This window comes from Pseudomonas sp. S4_EA_1b, from assembly GCF_016307435.1.
Lineage (GTDB): Bacteria > Pseudomonadota > Gammaproteobacteria > Pseudomonadales > Pseudomonadaceae > Aquipseudomonas > Aquipseudomonas rhodesiae.
The window spans coordinates 224834-242748 of sequence record NZ_JAEILC010000010.1; the positions used below are offsets into that span (position 1 = coordinate 224834).

The window sequence follows — 17915 nt, forward strand, 5'->3', positions numbered from 1 at the left end:
CCCTCTGCCATTCATGAACAAGGAGTTATGACATGCAATCCCACCACTTGAAGTTACTCGCCGCCGCCACGCTGACCGCCTGGTCGCTGACCGCCGGTTTCGCCCAGGCCGCCGGTGTGCTCACCATTGGTTGCCGTGAAGACAGCACCACCTTTGACCCGATCAAAAGTGCGCAGAACCGCGATACCTGGGTGTTCGCCAATGTCTACGACACCCTGGTGCGCGTGGATAACCTGGGCACCAAGATGGAACCGGGCCTGGCTGAACGCTGGGACATTTCCAAGGACGGCCTGACTTACACTTTCACCCTGCGCGACGCGAAATTCTCCGATGGTTCGCCGATCACCGCCGCCGACGCCGCCTTCAGCCTGTTGCGCATCCGCGACAACAAAGCCTCGTTGTGGAGTGACCCGTTCAGCCTGATCGACACTGCGAAAGCCGCCGACCCGAAAACCCTGGTCGTCACCCTCAAGACCCCGGCGGTGGCCTTCCTGTCCCAGCTCGCTTCGCCGACGGTGTCGATCCTGTCGGAAAAAGCCATGACCTCCATGGGCGAAGACGCCTACTCAGAAAATCCGGTAACGTCGGGTGCGTTCACTGTGGAAGAGTGGCGCAAGGGCGATCGGGTGATCCTCAAGAAGAACCCGAACTTCTGGCAAGCTAAAAATGTCAGCCTGGACGGCGTGGAGTGGGTCTCGGTGACCGACGACAACACTCGTATGCGCATGGTGCAGAACAACGAACTCGATACCGCGATCTTCGTGCCGTTCTCCCGGGTTGAAGAACTGAAGAAAGACAAAAACGTGGTGGTTCACGCCGACCCATCCACCCGCGAAGATCACCTGCTGATCAACCATGCCCACGGCCTGCTGGCCAAGCCGGAAGTGCGCCAGGCGCTGGACATGGCCATCGATAAGCAATCGCTGGTCAAAACCGTCACGTACGGACAAGGCACCGTGGCCTATTCCTACATCCCAAAAGGCTCGCTGTACCACTACGCCAACAACCTGCAACGCCCCTACGACCCTACCGCCGCCAAAAAGCTGCTGGAGCAGGCCGGCGCCAAGGACTTGAAGCTTAACTATGTGGTCAATGCCGGCAACGAAGCTGACGAGCAGATTGCGGTGATCATCAAGGATCAGTTGGCCAAGGTCGGCGTGACCGCCAACCTGCAGAAGGTCGACCCGACCCAGAGCTGGCAGATGCTGGTGGACGGTGAGTACGATATTTCGGTGATGTACTGGACCAACGACATCCTCGACCCGGACCAGAAAACCACCTTCGTGCTGGGGCACGACACCAACCAGAACTACATGACCCGTTACAAGAACGATAAGGTCAAGGACCTGGTAGCCGCAGCCCGCATCGAAGCCGACCCGGCCAAGCGCGAGCAGATGTATGTGGAACTGCAGAAACTGGCGAAACAGGACGTGAACTGGATCGACTTGTACTACAGCCCGTACATCAACATCTCACGTAAGAACGTAAGCAACTTCCTGCAAAACCCACTGGGCCGCTTCACCCTTGAGGAAGTGGTGAAAAACTAATAATCAGGGAACCGCGCAATGCAAATGTGGGAGGGGGCAAGCCCCCTCCCACATTTTGTTCCAGTTGTGTCAGTGGTTACTGGGCATCGAATGCCTGCCCATTCACGCCCGCGCTATCCGGCCCCATCAGGTACAGGTACACCGGCATAATCTCTTCCGGCGCGGGCCTTTCCATCGGGTTTTCCCCCGGATAAGCCTGGGCACGCATGCTGGTGCGGGTGCCGCCTGGGTTGATGCTGTTGGCCCGCACCGCCGCCACATCCTCCAGTTCGTCGGCCAGGGTCTGCATCAAGCCTTCGGTGGCGAACTTCGATACGCCATACGCGCCCCAGTACGCCCGGCCTTTGCGCCCGACGCTGCTGGACGTAAACACCACCGATGCATCCTGGGACAGCTTGAGCAGCGGCAGCAAAGTGCTGGTCAGCATAAACATCGCATTGACGTTCACATGCATCACCCGCATGAAGTTCTCGCCGGACAACTGTTCGATCGGCGTGCGTGGGCCGATGATCGAGGCGTTGTGCAGCAGGCCGTCGAGGTGGCCGAATTCCTTCTCGATCATCGCCGCCAATTCATCGTATTGATGGGGCAGGGCGGTCTCTAGGTTAAACGGAATCACCACCGGTTGCGGGTGGCCAGCGGCTTCGATTTCGTCATACACCTGGGCCAGGTTGGCTTCGGTCTTGCCCAGCAAGAGCACGGTGGCGCCATGGGCGGCATAGGTTTTCGCCGCTGCCGCGCCAATCCCGCGACCGGCACCGGTCACCAGGATGACGCGGCCTTTGAGCAGTTCTGGACGTGCGGAGTAATCAAACATAAATAGCCTCGACAGAATTCAACATGTTTCAGCACAAAACTTGAGACCGGTGGAGATCCCTTGTGGGAGGGGGCTTGCCCCCGATAACGGTGGATCAGTCAACAAATGCAGTGACTGACACACTGCAATCGGGGGCAAGCCCCCTCCCACAGGGGATCTTCATCGGTCAGCTGGATCGATGAGCCATCAGCAACTGCATAGCGCGTTATCCAGCACCTTGCGCAGTTCCAGCGGGTGATCCACCACCACATCCGCGCCCCAGTGGCGCGGGTTGTCGTCCGGGTGGATATAGCCATAGGTGACCGCGGCTGTGCGCGTGCCGGCGTCGCGGCCGGACTCGATGTCACGCAGGTCGTCACCCACGAACAGCACGCTGGCCGGGTCGAGGTCGAGCATCTTGCACGCCAGAATCAGCGGCTCGGGGTCCGGTTTGCTGTTCTTCACATGGTCCGGGCAGATCAGCAATGCCGAACGCTCGGCCAAGCCCAGCTGCTGCATGATCGGTTCGGCAAAGCGCACCGGCTTGTTGGTGACCACGCCCCAGATCAGGTTGGCCTTTTCGATGTCCGCCAGCAGCTCGCCCATGCCGTCGAACAGCGTGCTATGGATCGCGCAGCCCTTGAGGTAGCGTTCGAGAAACTCTTGGCGCAGTTCCTCGAAGCCTGGGGACTCGGGGTCCATTGAGAACGTCACCGCGACCATCGCCCGCGCGCCGCCAGAGATCTCATCGCGGATGTGTTGGTCGTTGATCGGCGCCAGGCCTCGGTCGGCGCGCATGGCCTGGCAGATGGCGATAAAGTCCGGCGCCGTGTCCAGCAGGGTGCCGTCCATATCGAAGAGAACCGCTCGCAACTTCACAGGCTTACTCCTCGCGCAGGGTCTGGATCATGTAGTTGACGTCGACGTCGTTGGCCAACTTGTAGTGCTTGGTCAGCGGGTTGTAGGTCAGGCCGATAATGTCCTTGACGGTCAAACCGGCCTGGCGGCTCCAGGCCCCCAGCTCGGAGGGGCGGATGAATTTCTTGAAATCATGGGTGCCGCGCGGCAGCAGCTTCATGATGTATTCGGCGCCGATGATCGCGAACAGGTACGCCTTGGGGTTGCGGTTGATGGTGGAGAAAAATACCTGGCCGCCCGGCTTGACCATGCGGAAGCACGCGCGGATCACCGATGACGGGTCCGGCACGTGTTCGAGCATTTCCAGGCAGGTGACCACGTCGAACTGCTCGGGCATCTCTTCGGCCAGGGCTTCGGCGGTGATCTGGCGGTACTCCACGTTTACGCCGGACTCCAACTGGTGCAACTGGGCCACGGCCAGTGGCGCTTCGCCCATGTCGATGCCCATCACCGTGGCACCGCGCTGGGCCATGGCTTCGCTGAGGATGCCGCCGCCGCAGCCAACGTCCAGCACCTTCTTGCCGGCCAGATTGACGCGTTCGTCAATCCAGTTGACTCGCAGCGGGTTGATGTCGTGCAGCGGTTTGAACTCGCTTTCGCGGTCCCACCAGCGGTGGGCCAGGGCTTCGAATTTGGCGATTTCGGCGTGGTCGACGTTGCTCATGGTGCATCCTCTGAATCTGATAAATCGGTGGGCCGGTGTTGAACGCGCAGGTTCACCACCGTCGTTATTCGTGCTGCCCGCTGATGCGCCTGCCCCAGGCGACGGCCGTGGCGGTCAACTGTTGCTCATCCATGCGGGTCAATCGCCGGTCGTCGAGCAACTGCTTGCCGGCGACCCAAAGGTGTTTCACGCAATCGCGTCCGGTGGCATATATAAGCTGTGAGACCGGATCGTAGATCGGTTGTTGCGCCAGACCCGACAGATCGAAGGCGACGATATCCGCCGCCTTGCCTAGCTCCAGCGAACCGATCTCAGTGTCCAGCCCCATGGCGCGCGCTCCGTTGAGCGTAGCCATGCGCAGTGCGCGGTGCGCGTCCAGGGCGGTGGCCGAACCGGCGACGGCCTTAGCCAGCATCGCAGCGGTGCGGGTTTCGCCGAGTAAATCCAAGTCGTTGTTGCTGGCGGCGCCGTCGGTGCCGAGGGCCACATTGACGCCAGCCTGCCACAGACGTTCCACCGGGCAGAAGCCACTGGCCAGTTTCAGGTTCGACTCAGGGCAATGGATCACGCTGGTATTGCTTTCTACCAGCAAAACCAGGTCGTCCTCGCTGATTTGAGTCATGTGAACGGCCTGGAAGCGCGGCCCCAACAGCCCGAGGCGGCTCAGGCGCGCCAACGGCCGCTCGCCGGTCTGCTCCACGGCTTGCTGCACCTCGCCGGCGGTTTCGTGTACATGCATATGGATGGCGGCGTCGAGTTCTTCGGCGATTACTCGGATTTTCTCCAGGTTGGCGTCGCATACGGTGTAGGGCGCGTGGGGGCCGAAGGTGATATTGACGCGCGGGTGGTGCTTGAGGTCGCCGAACAGCTCGATGCCCTGGCGAATCGCTTCATCGGCGGTGCTGGCGCCAGGGATCGGGAAATCGAGGATCGGAATCGCGATCTGCGCGCGCATGCCGCTGTTGTGTACGCAGTCGCTGGCGACCTTGGGGTAGAAGTACATATCGGAGAAACAGGTGATGCCCCCTTTGAGCTGTTCGGCGATAGCCAGGTCGGTGCCGTCGCGTACAAAGGCTTCATCGACCCACTTGGCCTCGGCGGGCCAGATGTGCTTTTCCAGCCAGGTCATCAGCGGCAGATCATCGGCCAGGCCGCGAAACAGGCTCATGGCCGCGTGCCCGTGGGCGTTGATCAAGCCGGGGCTGAGCAGCATGCCCGGCAGCTCGCGCACCTCGGCGGCTTGCAGTTTCAGCGCTGCCGCCCGAGGCCCGATAAAGGCGATGCGCCCGTCGCGGATGCCCAGGCCGTGCTCCCTGAGCACCACGCCGGCGGGCTCCACAGGTACCAGCCAGGTCGGCAACAGCAAGATGTCGAGCGGGGCGGCGGTGGGGGTCATCGCGGGCTTCTTCCTGGGCAGCTATAAAAGAAGCGCGAAGTATACCCGAGCGTCCTGGCTGGCGGATCGCTATAATCGGCGGCTTTTGTTCACGAGTGCGGAGTAAGGGATGCGCGATCGACTGTTGGCTGCGGAGAAAGTGAAGGCCATCGATTGGCGCGACGGCACGCTGCACCTGCTCGACCAACGCGCCTTGCCGTCCCACGAGCGTTGGGTCGCCTGCGCCACGGTGGATGAAGTGGCCGCGGCCATCCGCGGGATGGTGGTGCGCGGCGCGGCAGCCATCGGTATCAGCGCGGCCTATGGCCTGGTACTGGCCGCTCGGGCGCGCATCGCCGAGGGCGGTGACTGGCAGGCCGGGTGGGAAGAAGACTACGCACTGCTCGCCGAGAGCCGTCCGACCGCGTCGAACCTGTTCTGGGCCCTCAAATGCATGCGAGACCGCCTCGACCGTCTCAAGAAACACGCCGATCCGCTGGCTGCGCTGGAAGCCGAAGCCATTGCGATTCATGAAAGCGACCGCGAAGCCAACCTGACCATGGCGCAATTGGGCGTCGACCTGATCCGCAAGCATCAGGGCAATGCCCAGGCCATTTTGACCCACGGCAACGCGGGCGCGCTGGCCACCGGCGGGGTCGGCACGGCGCTGGGGGTGATCCGTGGCGCATTCCTTGAGGGCATGGTCGAGCAGGTCTACGTCAATGAAACCCGTCCTTGGCTGCAAGGTTCACGGCTGACCGCCTGGGAGCTGGCGGGCGAGTGCATCCCGGTCACGGTGAATGCCGACTCGGCCGGTGCCCATATCCTCAAGACCAAAGGTGTGACCTGGGTGGTCGTCGGTGCCGATTGCATCGCCGCCAACGGTGATGTGGTCGGCAAGATCGGCACCTACCAACTGGCGGTGTGCGCCATGCACCACGGCGTACGCTTTATGGTCGTAGCGCCGAGTTCTACCCTGGACTTGATGATGGCCACCGGCGATGACGTTGCGCTGGAGCAGCGCGATGCAGGCGAATTGCTGGAGGTGATGGGGCAGCGCCTGGATGTCGGCGCGTACAACCCTGTGTTCGATGTGACGCCAGCCGACCTGATCGATGTGATCGTGACCGAAAAAGGCGTCGTCGAACGGCCGGATACTGCGAAATTGGCCAAGTTGATGTGCCGTAAGCGGCTGCATTGAGGGCAGTGGTGGTTGTGAGATGGTCATCGGGGGCAAGCCCCCTCCCACACTTGAAGTGTGAGCATGGTCAAATGTGGGAGGGGGCTTGCCCCCGATTGGCCTTAAAAGTCAACAAAACCCTCGGATTCTCCCTCGAAAAATACCACCACCCCACCTCTGAGCCCCTCTCGTCGCCCTCAAGCCTGTCATCCGTCAACTTACTATGCTCCATGCCCATCAAGGGGATAGGTGCGTGGCGGCGATTGTGATAACATCCGGCGGTTTCCAAGGTCACCCCGAGGGGCGGCCTATAACGTGCAGATCCGTGTCATAACTCGTTGATTTGTCGTAAGTCGTTGTCAGGCACTCTGCCGGCAGCGGCGAGCTTCGTTCGTCCCATATGGATGTGACGAAGTTTCACCCGAAAAAGGAATCAGGCTTCTCATGGGCGAACTGGCCAAAGAAATCCTCCCGGTCAATATCGAAGACGAGCTGAAACAGTCCTACCTCGACTACGCGATGAGCGTGATTGTCGGTCGAGCACTGCCTGATGCGCGCGATGGCTTGAAGCCCGTGCACCGGCGTGTGCTGTTCGCGATGAGCGAGCTGGGTAACGACTGGAACAAGCCGTACAAGAAATCTGCCCGTGTTGTCGGTGACGTGATCGGTAAGTATCACCCTCACGGCGACACTGCGGTGTACGACACCATCGTACGTATGGCCCAGCCGTTTTCCCTGCGCTACCTGCTGGTAGACGGTCAAGGCAACTTCGGTTCGGTCGACGGCGACAACGCCGCGGCCATGCGATACACCGAAGTGCGCATGACCAAGCTGGCGCACGAGCTGCTGGCCGACCTGCATAAAGAAACCGTGGACTGGGTGCCGAACTACGACGGCACCGAAATGATCCCGGCCGTCATGCCGACCAAGATCCCCAACCTGCTGGTCAACGGTTCCAGCGGTATCGCCGTGGGCATGGCCACCAACATCCCGCCGCACAACCTCGGTGAAGTCATCGACGGTTGCCTGGCCCTCATCGACAATCCTGAGCTGACCGTCGATGAGCTGATGCAATACATCCCTGGTCCGGACTTCCCGACCGCCGCGATCATCAATGGTCGCGCCGGTATCATCGAAGCCTACCGCACCGGTCGCGGGCGCATTTACATGCGTGCCCGCTCGATCATCGAAGACATCGACAAGGTCGGTGGCCGCCAGCAGATCGTGATCACCGAACTCCCGTACCAGCTGAACAAGGCGCGTCTGATCGAGAAGATCGCCGAGCTGGTCAAGGAGAAGAAGCTCGAAGGTATTACCGAGCTGCGCGACGAGTCCGACAAGGACGGTATGCGCGTCGTGATCGAGCTGCGTCGTGGCGAAGTGCCGGAGGTGATCCTCAACAACCTCTACGCCCAGACCCAGCTGCAAAGCGTGTTTGGTATCAACGTCGTAGCCCTCATCGACGGTCGCCCGCGCATCCTGAACCTCAAGGATCTGCTGGAAGCCTTCGTCCGTCACCGTCGCGAAGTCGTCACCCGCCGTACCGTGTTCGAACTGCGCAAGGCCCGCGAACGTGGCCACATCCTGGAAGGCCAGGCGGTTGCGTTGTCGAACATCGATCCGGTGATCGCGCTGATCAAAGCCTCGCCAACCCCGTCGGAAGCCAAGGAAGCGCTGATCAGCACGCCTTGGGAATCCAGCGCCGTGGTAGCCATGGTCGAGCGCGCTGGCGCCGACTCCTGCCGTCCGGAGAACCTGGACCCGCAATACGGTCTGCGCGAAGGCAAGTACTTCCTGTCCCCGGAACAGGCCCAGGCCATCCTGGAACTGCGTCTGCACCGCCTTACCGGTCTGGAGCACGAGAAGCTGCTGGCCGAGTACCAGGAGATCCTCAACCAGATCGGCGAGTTGATCCGCATCCTCAGCAGCGCGGTGCGCCTGATGGAAGTGATCCGCGAAGAACTGGAAGTGATCCGCGCCGAATACGGCGATGTACGCCGCACCGAGATCCTCGATGCGCGCCTCGACCTGACCCTGGGCGACATGATCCCGGAAGAAGAGCGCGTGGTGACCATCTCCCACGGCGGCTACGCCAAGACTCAACCGTTGGCGGCCTACCAGGCCCAGCGTCGTGGCGGTAAAGGTAAATCGGCTACCGGCGTGAAGGATGAGGACTACATCGCTCACCTGCTGGTCGCCAACAGCCACACCACGCTGCTGCTGTTCTCCAGCAAGGGCAAGGTGTACTGGCTCAAGACCTACGAGATCCCGGAAGCCTCCCGTGCCGCCCGTGGTCGTCCGTTGGTCAACCTGCTGCCGTTGGACAGTGATGAATACATCACCACCATGCTGCCGGTCGAGGAATACACCGAAGGTCACTTCATCTTCATGGCTACCGCCAAAGGCACCGTGAAGAAGACCCCACTGGAATCCTTCAGCCGTCAGCGCAGCGTGGGCCTGATCGCCCTGGAGCTGGACGAAGGCGACGTGTTGATCTCGGCCGCCATCACCGACGGCGAACGTGAAGTCATGCTGTTCTCCGACGGTGGCAAGGTTACGCGCTTCAAGGAGTCCGACGTACGCGCCATGGGTCGTACCGCCCGCGGTGTGCGCGGCATGCGTCTGCCGGAAGGGCAGAAGCTGATCTCGATGCTGATCCCGGAAGAAGGCAGCCAGATCCTCACCGCTTCCGAGCGTGGTTACGGCAAGCGCACCGCCATCAGCGAGTTCCCGGAGTACAAGCGTGGCGGCCAGGGCGTGATCGCCATGGTCAGCAACGAGCGCAACGGCCGTCTGGTCGGCGCGGTGCAAGTGCTCGACGGCGAGGAAATCATGCTGATTTCCGACCAGGGTACCTTGGTACGTACTCGCGTGGCCGAAGTGTCGAGCCTGGGTCGTAACACTCAGGGCGTCACCTTGATCAAGCTGGCCAAGGACGAAAAACTGGTGGGCCTGGAACGCGTCCAGGAACCCTCGGAAGTCGAAGGCGAAGAGCTGGAAGGTGAGGCGTTTGAAGGCGAGGTGATCGCAACAGGCGATGACACCGTCGACGAGCCAACCCTCGACGCTGCCGCAGACGAAGAAGAACCGCAGGAATAAGCGGACACACAGGGGGCGGATGAAGATTCGCCCCCTTGTTGTTTGTCCCTTATGAAATAACACGTCCTTTGGCTGGACGCGGTCAATGTGGGAGCTGGCTTGCCTGCGATGGCAGCGCCGCGGTATCACTGCGCTACCGAGGTGCCCTTATCGCCGGCAAGCCAGCTCCCACAAGGGGGCGCTCCAGATAAAGGTTGTTACCGAACATGATTGCAGCCCCACCAGATCAGAGTGAGATTGGATGTGAGCAAGAGAGCCTATAACTTCTGTGCCGGTCCCGCGGCGCTTCCTGAAGCAGTCCTGCAGCGCGCGCAGGGTGAACTCCTCGACTGGCATGGAAAAGGCCTCTCCGTGATGGAAATGAGCCATCGCAGCGATGAGTTCGTGTCCATTGCCACCAAGGCCGAGCAGGACCTGCGCGACTTGCTGGACATCCCATCCAATTACAAAGTGTTGTTCCTGCAAGGCGGCGCCAGTCAGCAATTCGCCCAGATCCCGCTGAATCTGCTGCCGGAAGACGGCACTGCGGACTACATCGACACCGGTATCTGGGGGCAGAAAGCCATTGAGGAGGCCTCGCGCTACGGCCACGTCAATGTGGCGGGCACCGCCAAGCCTTACGATTATTTCGCGATTCCCGGTCAGAACGAGTGGAAGCTGTCGAAGGACGCGGCCTACGTGCACTACGTACAGAACGAAACCATCGGGGGCCTGGAGTTCGACTGGGTGCCGGAAGTCGGTGACGTCCCGTTGGTGTGCGACATGTCCTCGGACATCCTCTCGCGCCCGATCGATGTGTCCAAATACGGCATGATCTACGCTGGCGCACAGAAGAACATCGGCCCGAGCGGCATCCTGGTCAACATCATCCGCGAAGACCTGCTGGGCCGCGCCCGTTCGCTGTGCCCGACCATGCTCAACTACAAGGTCGCGGCCGATAACGGCTCGATGTACAACACGCCGCCGGCGTTCGCCTGGTACCTGTCGGGCCTGGTGTTTGAGTGGCTCAAGGAGCAGGGCGGTGTGGCTGCCATGGGCAAGCTTAACGAAGTGAAGAAGCGCACCCTGTACGACTTCATCGACGCCAGCGGCCTCTACAGCAACCCGATCAACAAAACGGATCGCTCGTGGATGAACGTACCGTTCCGCCTGGCCGATGATCGTCTGGACAAGCCGTTCCTGGCCGGTGCCGACGAACGCGGTCTGCTCAACCTCAAAGGCCACCGTTCGGTAGGTGGCATGCGCGCCTCCATCTACAACGCTGTCGACATCAACGCGATCAACGCGCTGGTGGCCTACATGGCAGAGTTCGAAAAGGAACACGGCTAATGTCTGAACAAGAACTCAAGGCCCTGCGCGTTCGCATTGACAGCCTGGACGAGAAAGTCCTGGAGCTGATCAGCGAGCGCGCGCGATGCGCCCAGGAAGTGGCGCGAGTGAAGATGGCGTCCCTGGCCGAAGGCGAAGTGCCGGTGTTCTACCGCCCTGAGCGCGAAGCCCAAGTGCTCAAGCGTGTAATGGAGCGCAACAAGGGCCCGTTGGGTAACGAAGAGATGGCGCGGTTGTTCCGTGAAATCATGTCGTCGTGCCTGGCCCTGGAGCAGCCGCTGAAAGTGGCGTACCTCGGTCCTGAGGGCACTTTCACCCAAGCGGCGGCCATGAAGCACTTCGGCCACGCGGTGATCAGCAAACCAATGGCGGCGATCGACGAAGTGTTCCGCGAAGTGGCGGCCGGTGCGGTGAATTTTGGCGTGGTGCCGGTGGAAAACTCCACCGAAGGCGCGGTCAACCACACCCTCGACAGCTTCCTTGAACACGACATGGTGATCTGTGGCGAAGTGGAGCTGCGTATCCACCACCACTTGTTGGTGGGCGAGAACACCAAGACCGACAGTATTAGCCGCATTTATTCCCACGCTCAGTCTCTGGCTCAATGCCGCAAATGGCTGGATGCTCACTACCCGAATGTCGAGCGCGTGGCGGTGTCCAGCAACGCCGAAGCGGCCAAGCGGGTCAAGGGCGAATGGAATTCGGCGGCGATCGCCGGGGATATGGCCGCGGGCCTGTATGGCCTGACGCGCCTGGCGGAAAAAATCGAAGACCGCCCGGACAACTCCACGCGCTTTTTGATGATCGGCAATCAGGAAGTGCCGCCGACCGGCGACGACAAGACTTCGATCATCGTTTCCATGAGCAACAAGCCCGGCGCCCTGCATGAGCTGCTGGTGCCGTTCCATGACAATGGGATCGATCTGACGCGCATCGAGACTCGGCCTTCGCGCAGCGGTAAATGGACCTACGTGTTCTTTATCGATTTCGTCGGCCATCACCGCGACCCGCTGGTCAAAGGCGTGCTCGAGAAGATCAGTCAGGAGGCCGTGGCACTCAAGGTGCTGGGCTCCTACCCGAAAGCGGTTTTGTGAGGCGTTAACATGAGTGGCAACTTCCTCGCCCTGGCTCAGCCGGGCGTGCAACAACTGTCGCCTTACGTTCCGGGCAAGCCGGTGGACGAGCTGGCGCGCGAGTTGAACCTGGATCCGGCCAACATCGTCAAGCTGGCCAGTAACGAGAACCCGTTGGGCCCAAGCCCCAAGGTGTTGGCGGCGATTCGTGAAGAGCTGGCGGAGCTGACCCGTTATCCGGATGGCAATGGCTTCGCACTCAAGTCCTTGTTGGCGGAGCAATGTCGTGTGGAACTGAACCAGGTGACCCTGGGCAACGGCTCCAACGACATTCTTGAGCTGGTAGGTCGTGCTTATCTCGCCCCGGGCCTGAATGCGGTGTTCAGCGAGCACGCGTTCGCGGTCTACCCGATCGTGACTCAGGCCGTCGGTGCCGAAGCGCGGGTGATTCCAGCCAAGGAGTGGGGGCATGACCTGCCAGCCATGCTGGCGGCCATCGACGCGCAGACCCGCGTGGTGTTCATCGCCAACCCGAACAACCCCACCGGCACCTGGTTCGGTGCCGAAGCCTTGAACGACTTCCTGCAGGACGTGCCGGAGCATGTGCTGGTGGTGCTGGACGAAGCCTATATCGAGTACGCCGAAGGCAGCGACCTGCCGGACGGCCTGGATTTCCTCGCGGCGTATCCGAACCTGCTGGTGTCGCGCACGTTTTCCAAGGCCTATGGCCTGGCATCGCTGCGGGTGGGCTATGGCCTGTCGAGCGCGGTGGTCGCCGATGTGCTGAACCGCGTGCGCCAGCCGTTCAACGTCAACAGCCTCGCCCTGGCGGCGGCCTGTGCGGCGGTGAAGGATGTCGACTACCTGGAAGAAAGTCGTCGCCTCAATGAAAGCGGTATGCAGCAGTTGCAGGATGGCTTCCGCGCATTGGGCCTGGGCTGGATTCCGTCCAAGGGCAACTTTATCTGTGTCGATCTGGGCCAAGTGGCTGCGCCGATATTTCAAGGGTTGCTGCGCGAAGGTGTGATCGTGCGCCCGGTGGCCAACTACGGCATGCCGAACCACCTGCGTATCACCATCGGCCTGCCGGCTGAAAACAGTCGCTTCCTGGAGGCGTTGGCCAAGGTTCTGGCCCGTGGTTGATGTCACTGCATTGCAACCTGCTGTGCCTATGATCGGTCGCCTGGTGGTAGTGGGTCTGGGCTTGATCGGCGGTTCCTTCGCCAAGGGCCTGCGTGAAAGCGGGCTGTGCGGTGAAGTAGTGGGCGTCGACCTGGACCCGCAATCGCGCCAACTGGCCGTTGAGTTGGGCGTGGTGGATCGCTGTGAAGCCGACCTGGCGCTCGCGTGTAAAGGTGCTGACGTGATCCAGCTCGCCGTGCCCATCCTGGCCATGGAAAAGCTGCTTGCAGTGCTGGCCCAGATGGACCTGGGGCAAGCGATTCTGACCGATGTCGGCAGTGCCAAGGGCAATGTGGTGCGTGCAGCGCAACAGGCTTTCAGCGGCATGCCCGCGCGCTTCGTGCCTGGGCATCCGATTGCCGGCTCCGAGCAGAGCGGGGTGGAGGCGTCGAATGCGCAGTTGTTCCGCCGGCATAAGGTCATCCTGACGCCGCTTGAGCAAACGGATCCAGCGGCGTTGGCGGTAGTGGATCGTCTGTGGCGCGAGCTAGGGGCGGATGTGGAGCATATGCAGGTCGAGCGGCACGATGAAGTGCTGGCGGCGACCAGCCATTTGCCGCATTTGCTCGCCTTTGGCCTGGTGGACTCGCTGGCCAAGCGCAACGAGAACCTTGAGATTTTCCGTTACGCCGCCGGTGGTTTTCGCGATTTCACGCGGATTGCCGGCAGCGACCCGGTGATGTGGCACGACATCTTCCTGGCCAATCGCGAGGCGGTGTTGCGCACCCTGGACACCTTCCGCAGCGATCTCGACGCTTTGCGCGATGCGGTCGACGCCGGGGATGGCCATCAATTATTGGGCGTGTTCACCCGTGCGCGGGTGGCGCGTGAACATTTCAGCAAGATCCTGGCTCGCCGGGCCTATATGGAAACCGCTGTGAACGCCGATGCGTTGACCTTTCTCGCCAATCCAGGTGGCCGCCTCAGTGGGCGTATCCGGGTGCCCGGGGATAAGTCGATCTCCCATCGCTCCATCATGCTGGGCTCATTGGCCGACGGCGTGACCGAAATCGAAGGCTTTCTTGAAGGCGAAGATGCCCTGGCGACCTTGCAGGCGTTTCGCGACATGGGGGTGGTGATCGAAGGTCCGCACCATGGTCGCGTGAGCATCCATGGGGTGGGGCTGCACGGTCTGAAACCTGCGCCGGGTCCGATTTATCTGGGTAATTCCGGCACATCCATGCGCTTGCTCTGCGGGTTGCTGGCTGCGCAAAGCTTCGACAGCGTATTGACTGGCGACGCTTCCCTGTCCAATCGCCCGATGAACCGCGTGGCCGAGCCGCTGCGTGAAATGGGCGCGCAGATCGAAACCGGCCCGCAAGGGCAACCACCGTTGACCATTCGCGGTGGCCAGTCCCTGAAGGGTTTGACCTACACGCTGCCGATGGCCAGCGCCCAGGTTAAATCCTGCCTGCTGCTGGCCGGTCTGTATGCCAATGGCAAGACCGCGGTCACTGAACCGGCGCCAACCCGTGATCATACCGAGCGTATGTTGCGCGGCTTTGGTTATCCCGTGGCGGTGGACGGGGCGACGGCATCGGTTGAATCCGGCCATGCGCTCAAGGCGACCCATATTGAAGTACCGGGAGATATCTCGTCGGCGGCGTTCTTTATGGTGGCTGCCTCGATTGCCGAGGGTTCCGAACTGGTGCTGGAGCATGTTGGCATCAACCCGACACGCACCGGCGTGATCGATATACTGCGGCTGATGGGCGCGGATATCACGCTGGAAAATCCCCGTGAAGTGGGTGGCGAGCCAGTAGCCGACCTGCGGGTGCGTGCGGCTGCGCTGACGGGTATTGAAATCCCCGAGGCCCTGGTGCCGTTGGCGATCGATGAGTTTCCCGTGTTGTTTATCGCGGCGGCGTGCGCTGAAGGGCGAACCGTTTTACGCGGCGCGCAAGAGTTGCGGGTCAAGGAGTCCGATCGTATCCAGGTCATGGCCGACGGTCTGTTGGCGCTGGGCGTGAAGTGTGAAGCCACCCCTGATGGGCTTATCATTGACGGCGGCCCGATGGCGGGGGGTGAGGTTCATGCCCATGGGGACCATCGTATTGCCATGGCCTTTAGTGTGGCTGGGTTGCGGGCGGCTGCGCCGATTCATATCCATGACTGCGCCAATGTTGCTACGTCTTTTCCGAATTTTCTTACACTGTGTGCCCAAGTCGGCATCCGTGTTGCCCAAGAGGCTCAATTGTGAATATCAAAGCACCGGTGATAACCATCGATGGGCCAAGCGGTTCGGGTAAAGGCACGATCGCCGGCATCCTGGCAAAGCGCCTTGGCTGGGGCCTGCTGGATTCCGGCGCGCTGTATCGCTTGCTGGCATTCGCCGCGCGTAACCACGGGGTCGACCTGACCAATGAGGCGTTGCTGACCCAGCTTGCAGCTCATCTGGATGTGCAATTCATTGCCGCGACAGACGGTCAACTGCAGCGCATCATTCTGGAGGGCGACGAAGTCAGTGATGCCATTCGCACTGAAGATGTCGGCTCCGGAGCGTCCCAAGTGGCGGCGTTGCCGGCCGTACGGGATGCACTGCTGCAGCGCCAGCGGGCGTTTCAGGAGCCCCCGGGCCTGGTCGCCGATGGGCGCGATATGGGCACTGTGGTATTTCCCGAGGCGCCGCTGAAGATTTTTCTGACGGCCAGCGCCGAAGAGCGGGCGCGCCGCCGCTACTTGCAGTTGAAGGGCAAAGTCGATGGTGTTAGTCTGTCGAGTCTGCTAGATGAGATCCGTGCACGCGATGAGCGTGATACCCAGCGCGCAGTAGCCCCGCTCAAACCGGCGGCCGATGCCATACAGCTGGATTCCACGGAGTTGTCCATCGAGCAGGTGCTGGAACGCATCATGAGCGAGATCGCCATTCGCGATATCGCCGGGTGACCAAGAAGGCTGCAGGGGACCAGTCATAGTCCTGCGGTGCTTCTTTTAATTGAAACTGACCCACACCGTCTGGGGTGTGGAGATGGGCGTATTCTTCGCCCTTATCAACAGGAATTAAAATGAGCGAAAGCTTTGCGGAACTCTTTGAAGAAAGCCTAAAAACCCTGAACCTTCAGGCAGGCTCCATCATCACCGGTGTTATCGTTGATATCGATTACCAAGCTCGCTGGGTAACCGTTCACGCTGGTCTGAAGTCTGAAGCTCTGATCCCGCTGGAACAGTTCTACAACGATGCTGGTGATCTGACAATCAATGTCGGTGACGAAGTTCACGTTGCTCTGGACTCGGTTGAAGACGGTTTCGGTGAAACCAAGCTGTCCCGTGAAAAAGCCAAGCGCGCTGAATGCTGGATTGTTCTCGAAGCAGCCTTCGCAGCTGAAGAAGTGGTCAAGGGCGTTATCAACGGTAAGGTTAAAGGCGGCTTCACTGTCGACGTTAACGGCATCCGTGCGTTCCTGCCAGGTTCTTTGGTCGACGTTCGTCCAGTGCGCGACACCACGCACCTGGAAGGCAAAGAACTCGAATTCAAGGTCATCAAGCTCGACCAGAAGCGCAACAACGTTGTCGTTTCCCGTCGCAGCGTCCTGGAAGCAGAGAACTCCGCCGAGCGTGAAGCTCTGCTGGAATCCCTGCAGGAAGGCCAACAAGTCAAAGGTATCGTCAAAAACCTCACCGATTACGGCGCATTCGTCGATCTGGGTGGCGTCGATGGCCTGCTGCACATTACCGACATGGCTTGGAAGCGTATCAAGCATCCTTCCGAAATCGTCAATGTTGGCGACGAGATCGATGTCAAGGTTCTGAAGTACGATCGTGAGCGCAACCGCGTTTCCCTGGGCTTGAAGCAGCTGGGCGAAGATCCATGGGTTGCTATCAAAGCACGTTACCCAGAAGGCACTCGCGTGACCGCGCGTGTTACCAACCTGACCGACTACGGCTGCTTCGCTGAGCTGGAAGAAGGCGTGGAAGGCCTGGTGCACGTTTCCGAAATGGACTGGACCAACAAAAACATCCACCCTTCGAAAGTCGTACAAGTCGGCGACGAAGTGGAAGTTATGGTTCTGGACATCGACGAAGAGCGTCGTCGTATCTCCCTGGGTATCAAGCAGTGCAAATCTAACCCATGGGAAGATTTCTCTGGCCAGTTCAACAAGGGCGATAAAATCTCCGGCACCATCAAGTCGATCACCGATTTCGGTATCTTCATTGGTCTGGACGGCGGCATCGACGGCCTGGTTCACCTGTCCGACATCTCCTGGAACGAAGTGGGCGAAGAAGCTGTTCGTCGTTTCAAGAAGGGCGACGAGCTGGACACCGTTATCCTGTCGGTTGACCCAGAGCGCGAGCGCATCTCCCTGGGTATCAAGCAACTGGAAAGCGATCCGTTCTCCGAGTACGTTCAAGAGAACGACAAAGGCGCAATCGTTAAGGGCACTGTGAAAGAAGTTGACGCTAAAGGCGCCATCATCACTCTGGCCGACGATATCGAAGCGACTCTGAAAGCCTCCGAAATCAGCCGTGACCGCGTTGAAGACGCTCGTAACGTTCTGAAAGAAGGCCAGGAAGTAGAAGCCAAGATCATCAGCGTTGACCGCAAGAGCCGCGTAATCCAACTCTCCATCAAGTCGAAAGACGAAGTGGAAGAGAAAGAAGCTATCCAGAGCCTGAAATCGGCTCCAGAAGCTGCACAAGGCGAGACCACCATGGCCTCCCTGCTGCGCGAAGCAATGGCTAAGCAGAACTAAGTTCTGTAAAAAGCTGTAGGAAAAGGGCGACTTCGGTCGCCCTTTTTTGTGTGCGCCCAGC

At 60.5% G+C, this 17915-nt stretch carries 13 protein-coding genes; 9 read left to right on the forward strand and 4 right to left on the reverse strand.

The genetic code is table 11. From position 1 onward, the window contains the following. The first annotated feature begins 32 nt into the window (after nt 1-32). Nucleotides 33-1547 (forward strand): ABC transporter substrate-binding protein, encoded by a 1515-nt coding sequence (locus YA0848_RS03685; RefSeq protein ID WP_169903458.1) that lies wholly within the window; start codon nt 33-35, stop codon nt 1545-1547. 76 nt (nt 1548-1623) lie between these two features. Here YA0848_RS03685 and YA0848_RS03690 read toward each other — a convergent pair whose 3' ends face one another. The 4 genes from YA0848_RS03690 to YA0848_RS03705 all read right to left on the reverse strand — a co-directional run bounded on the left by YA0848_RS03690 (nt 1624) and on the right by YA0848_RS03705 (nt 5321). Beyond that, entirely contained in the window at nt 1624-2364 is a 741-nt protein-coding gene (locus YA0848_RS03690; protein WP_034096528.1) for a YciK family oxidoreductase, read from the reverse strand. 186 nt (nt 2365-2550) lie between these two features. After that, nucleotides 2551-3222: an N-acetylmuramic acid 6-phosphate phosphatase MupP gene (gene mupP / locus YA0848_RS03695; protein WP_034096529.1), complete on the reverse strand. Its 672-nt coding sequence runs from the start codon at nt 3220-3222 to the stop codon at nt 2551-2553. Nucleotides 3223-3226: 4 nt separating this feature from the next. After that, on the reverse strand, nt 3227-3925 hold the full coding sequence (gene ubiG, locus YA0848_RS03700) for a bifunctional 2-polyprenyl-6-hydroxyphenol methylase/3-demethylubiquinol 3-O-methyltransferase UbiG (RefSeq protein ID WP_010211967.1): 699 nt from the start codon (nt 3923-3925) through the stop codon (nt 3227-3229). Nucleotides 3926-3989: 64 nt separating this feature from the next. Then, nucleotides 3990-5321 (reverse strand): TRZ/ATZ family hydrolase, encoded by a 1332-nt coding sequence (locus YA0848_RS03705; RefSeq protein WP_034137440.1) that lies wholly within the window; start codon nt 5319-5321, stop codon nt 3990-3992. A 109-nt stretch (nt 5322-5430) separates the two neighbouring features. On the opposite strand from YA0848_RS03705, the gene mtnA reads away from it, so the two are divergent. The 8 genes from mtnA to rpsA all read left to right on the forward strand — a co-directional run bounded on the left by mtnA (nt 5431) and on the right by rpsA (nt 17854). Further along, nucleotides 5431-6501: an S-methyl-5-thioribose-1-phosphate isomerase gene (gene mtnA / locus YA0848_RS03710; protein ID WP_169867530.1), complete on the forward strand. Its 1071-nt coding sequence runs from the start codon at nt 5431-5433 to the stop codon at nt 6499-6501. Nucleotides 6502-6924: 423 nt separating this feature from the next. Further along, nucleotides 6925-9579 (forward strand): DNA gyrase subunit A, encoded by a 2655-nt coding sequence (gene gyrA / locus YA0848_RS03715; RefSeq protein WP_034096532.1) that lies wholly within the window; start codon nt 6925-6927, stop codon nt 9577-9579. Between the two features lie 243 nt (nt 9580-9822). Then, the gene (gene serC / locus YA0848_RS03720) at nt 9823-10908 is read left to right on the forward strand and encodes a 3-phosphoserine/phosphohydroxythreonine transaminase (RefSeq protein ID WP_034096533.1); all 1086 of its coding nucleotides are present in this window, start codon (nt 9823-9825) and stop codon (nt 10906-10908) included. After that, nucleotides 10908-12002, forward strand: coding sequence for a prephenate dehydratase (pheA, locus tag YA0848_RS03725; RefSeq protein ID WP_034096534.1), 1095 nt, complete (start codon nt 10908-10910; stop codon nt 12000-12002). The genes serC and pheA overlap by 1 nt, the downstream gene beginning before the upstream one ends. 9 nt (nt 12003-12011) lie before the next feature. Then, entirely contained in the window at nt 12012-13124 is a 1113-nt protein-coding gene (gene hisC, locus YA0848_RS03730; protein ID WP_034112500.1) for a histidinol-phosphate transaminase, read from the forward strand. 28 nt (nt 13125-13152) lie between these two features. Next, nucleotides 13153-15363: a bifunctional prephenate dehydrogenase/3-phosphoshikimate 1-carboxyvinyltransferase gene (locus YA0848_RS03735; protein WP_232925028.1), complete on the forward strand. Its 2211-nt coding sequence runs from the start codon at nt 13153-13155 to the stop codon at nt 15361-15363. Continuing rightward, nucleotides 15360-16049 carry a (d)CMP kinase gene (cmk, locus tag YA0848_RS03740; RefSeq protein WP_034096537.1) on the forward strand — a complete coding sequence of 230 codons (690 nt, stop codon included), beginning with the start codon at nt 15360-15362 and terminating at the stop codon, nt 16047-16049. The genes YA0848_RS03735 and cmk overlap by 4 nt, the downstream gene beginning before the upstream one ends. A 119-nt stretch (nt 16050-16168) precedes the next feature. Next, complete coding sequence (gene rpsA, locus YA0848_RS03745; protein ID WP_034096538.1) at nt 16169-17854, forward strand: 30S ribosomal protein S1; 1686 nt, start codon at nt 16169-16171, stop codon at nt 17852-17854. The last annotated feature ends 61 nt before the right edge of the window (nt 17855-17915 follow it).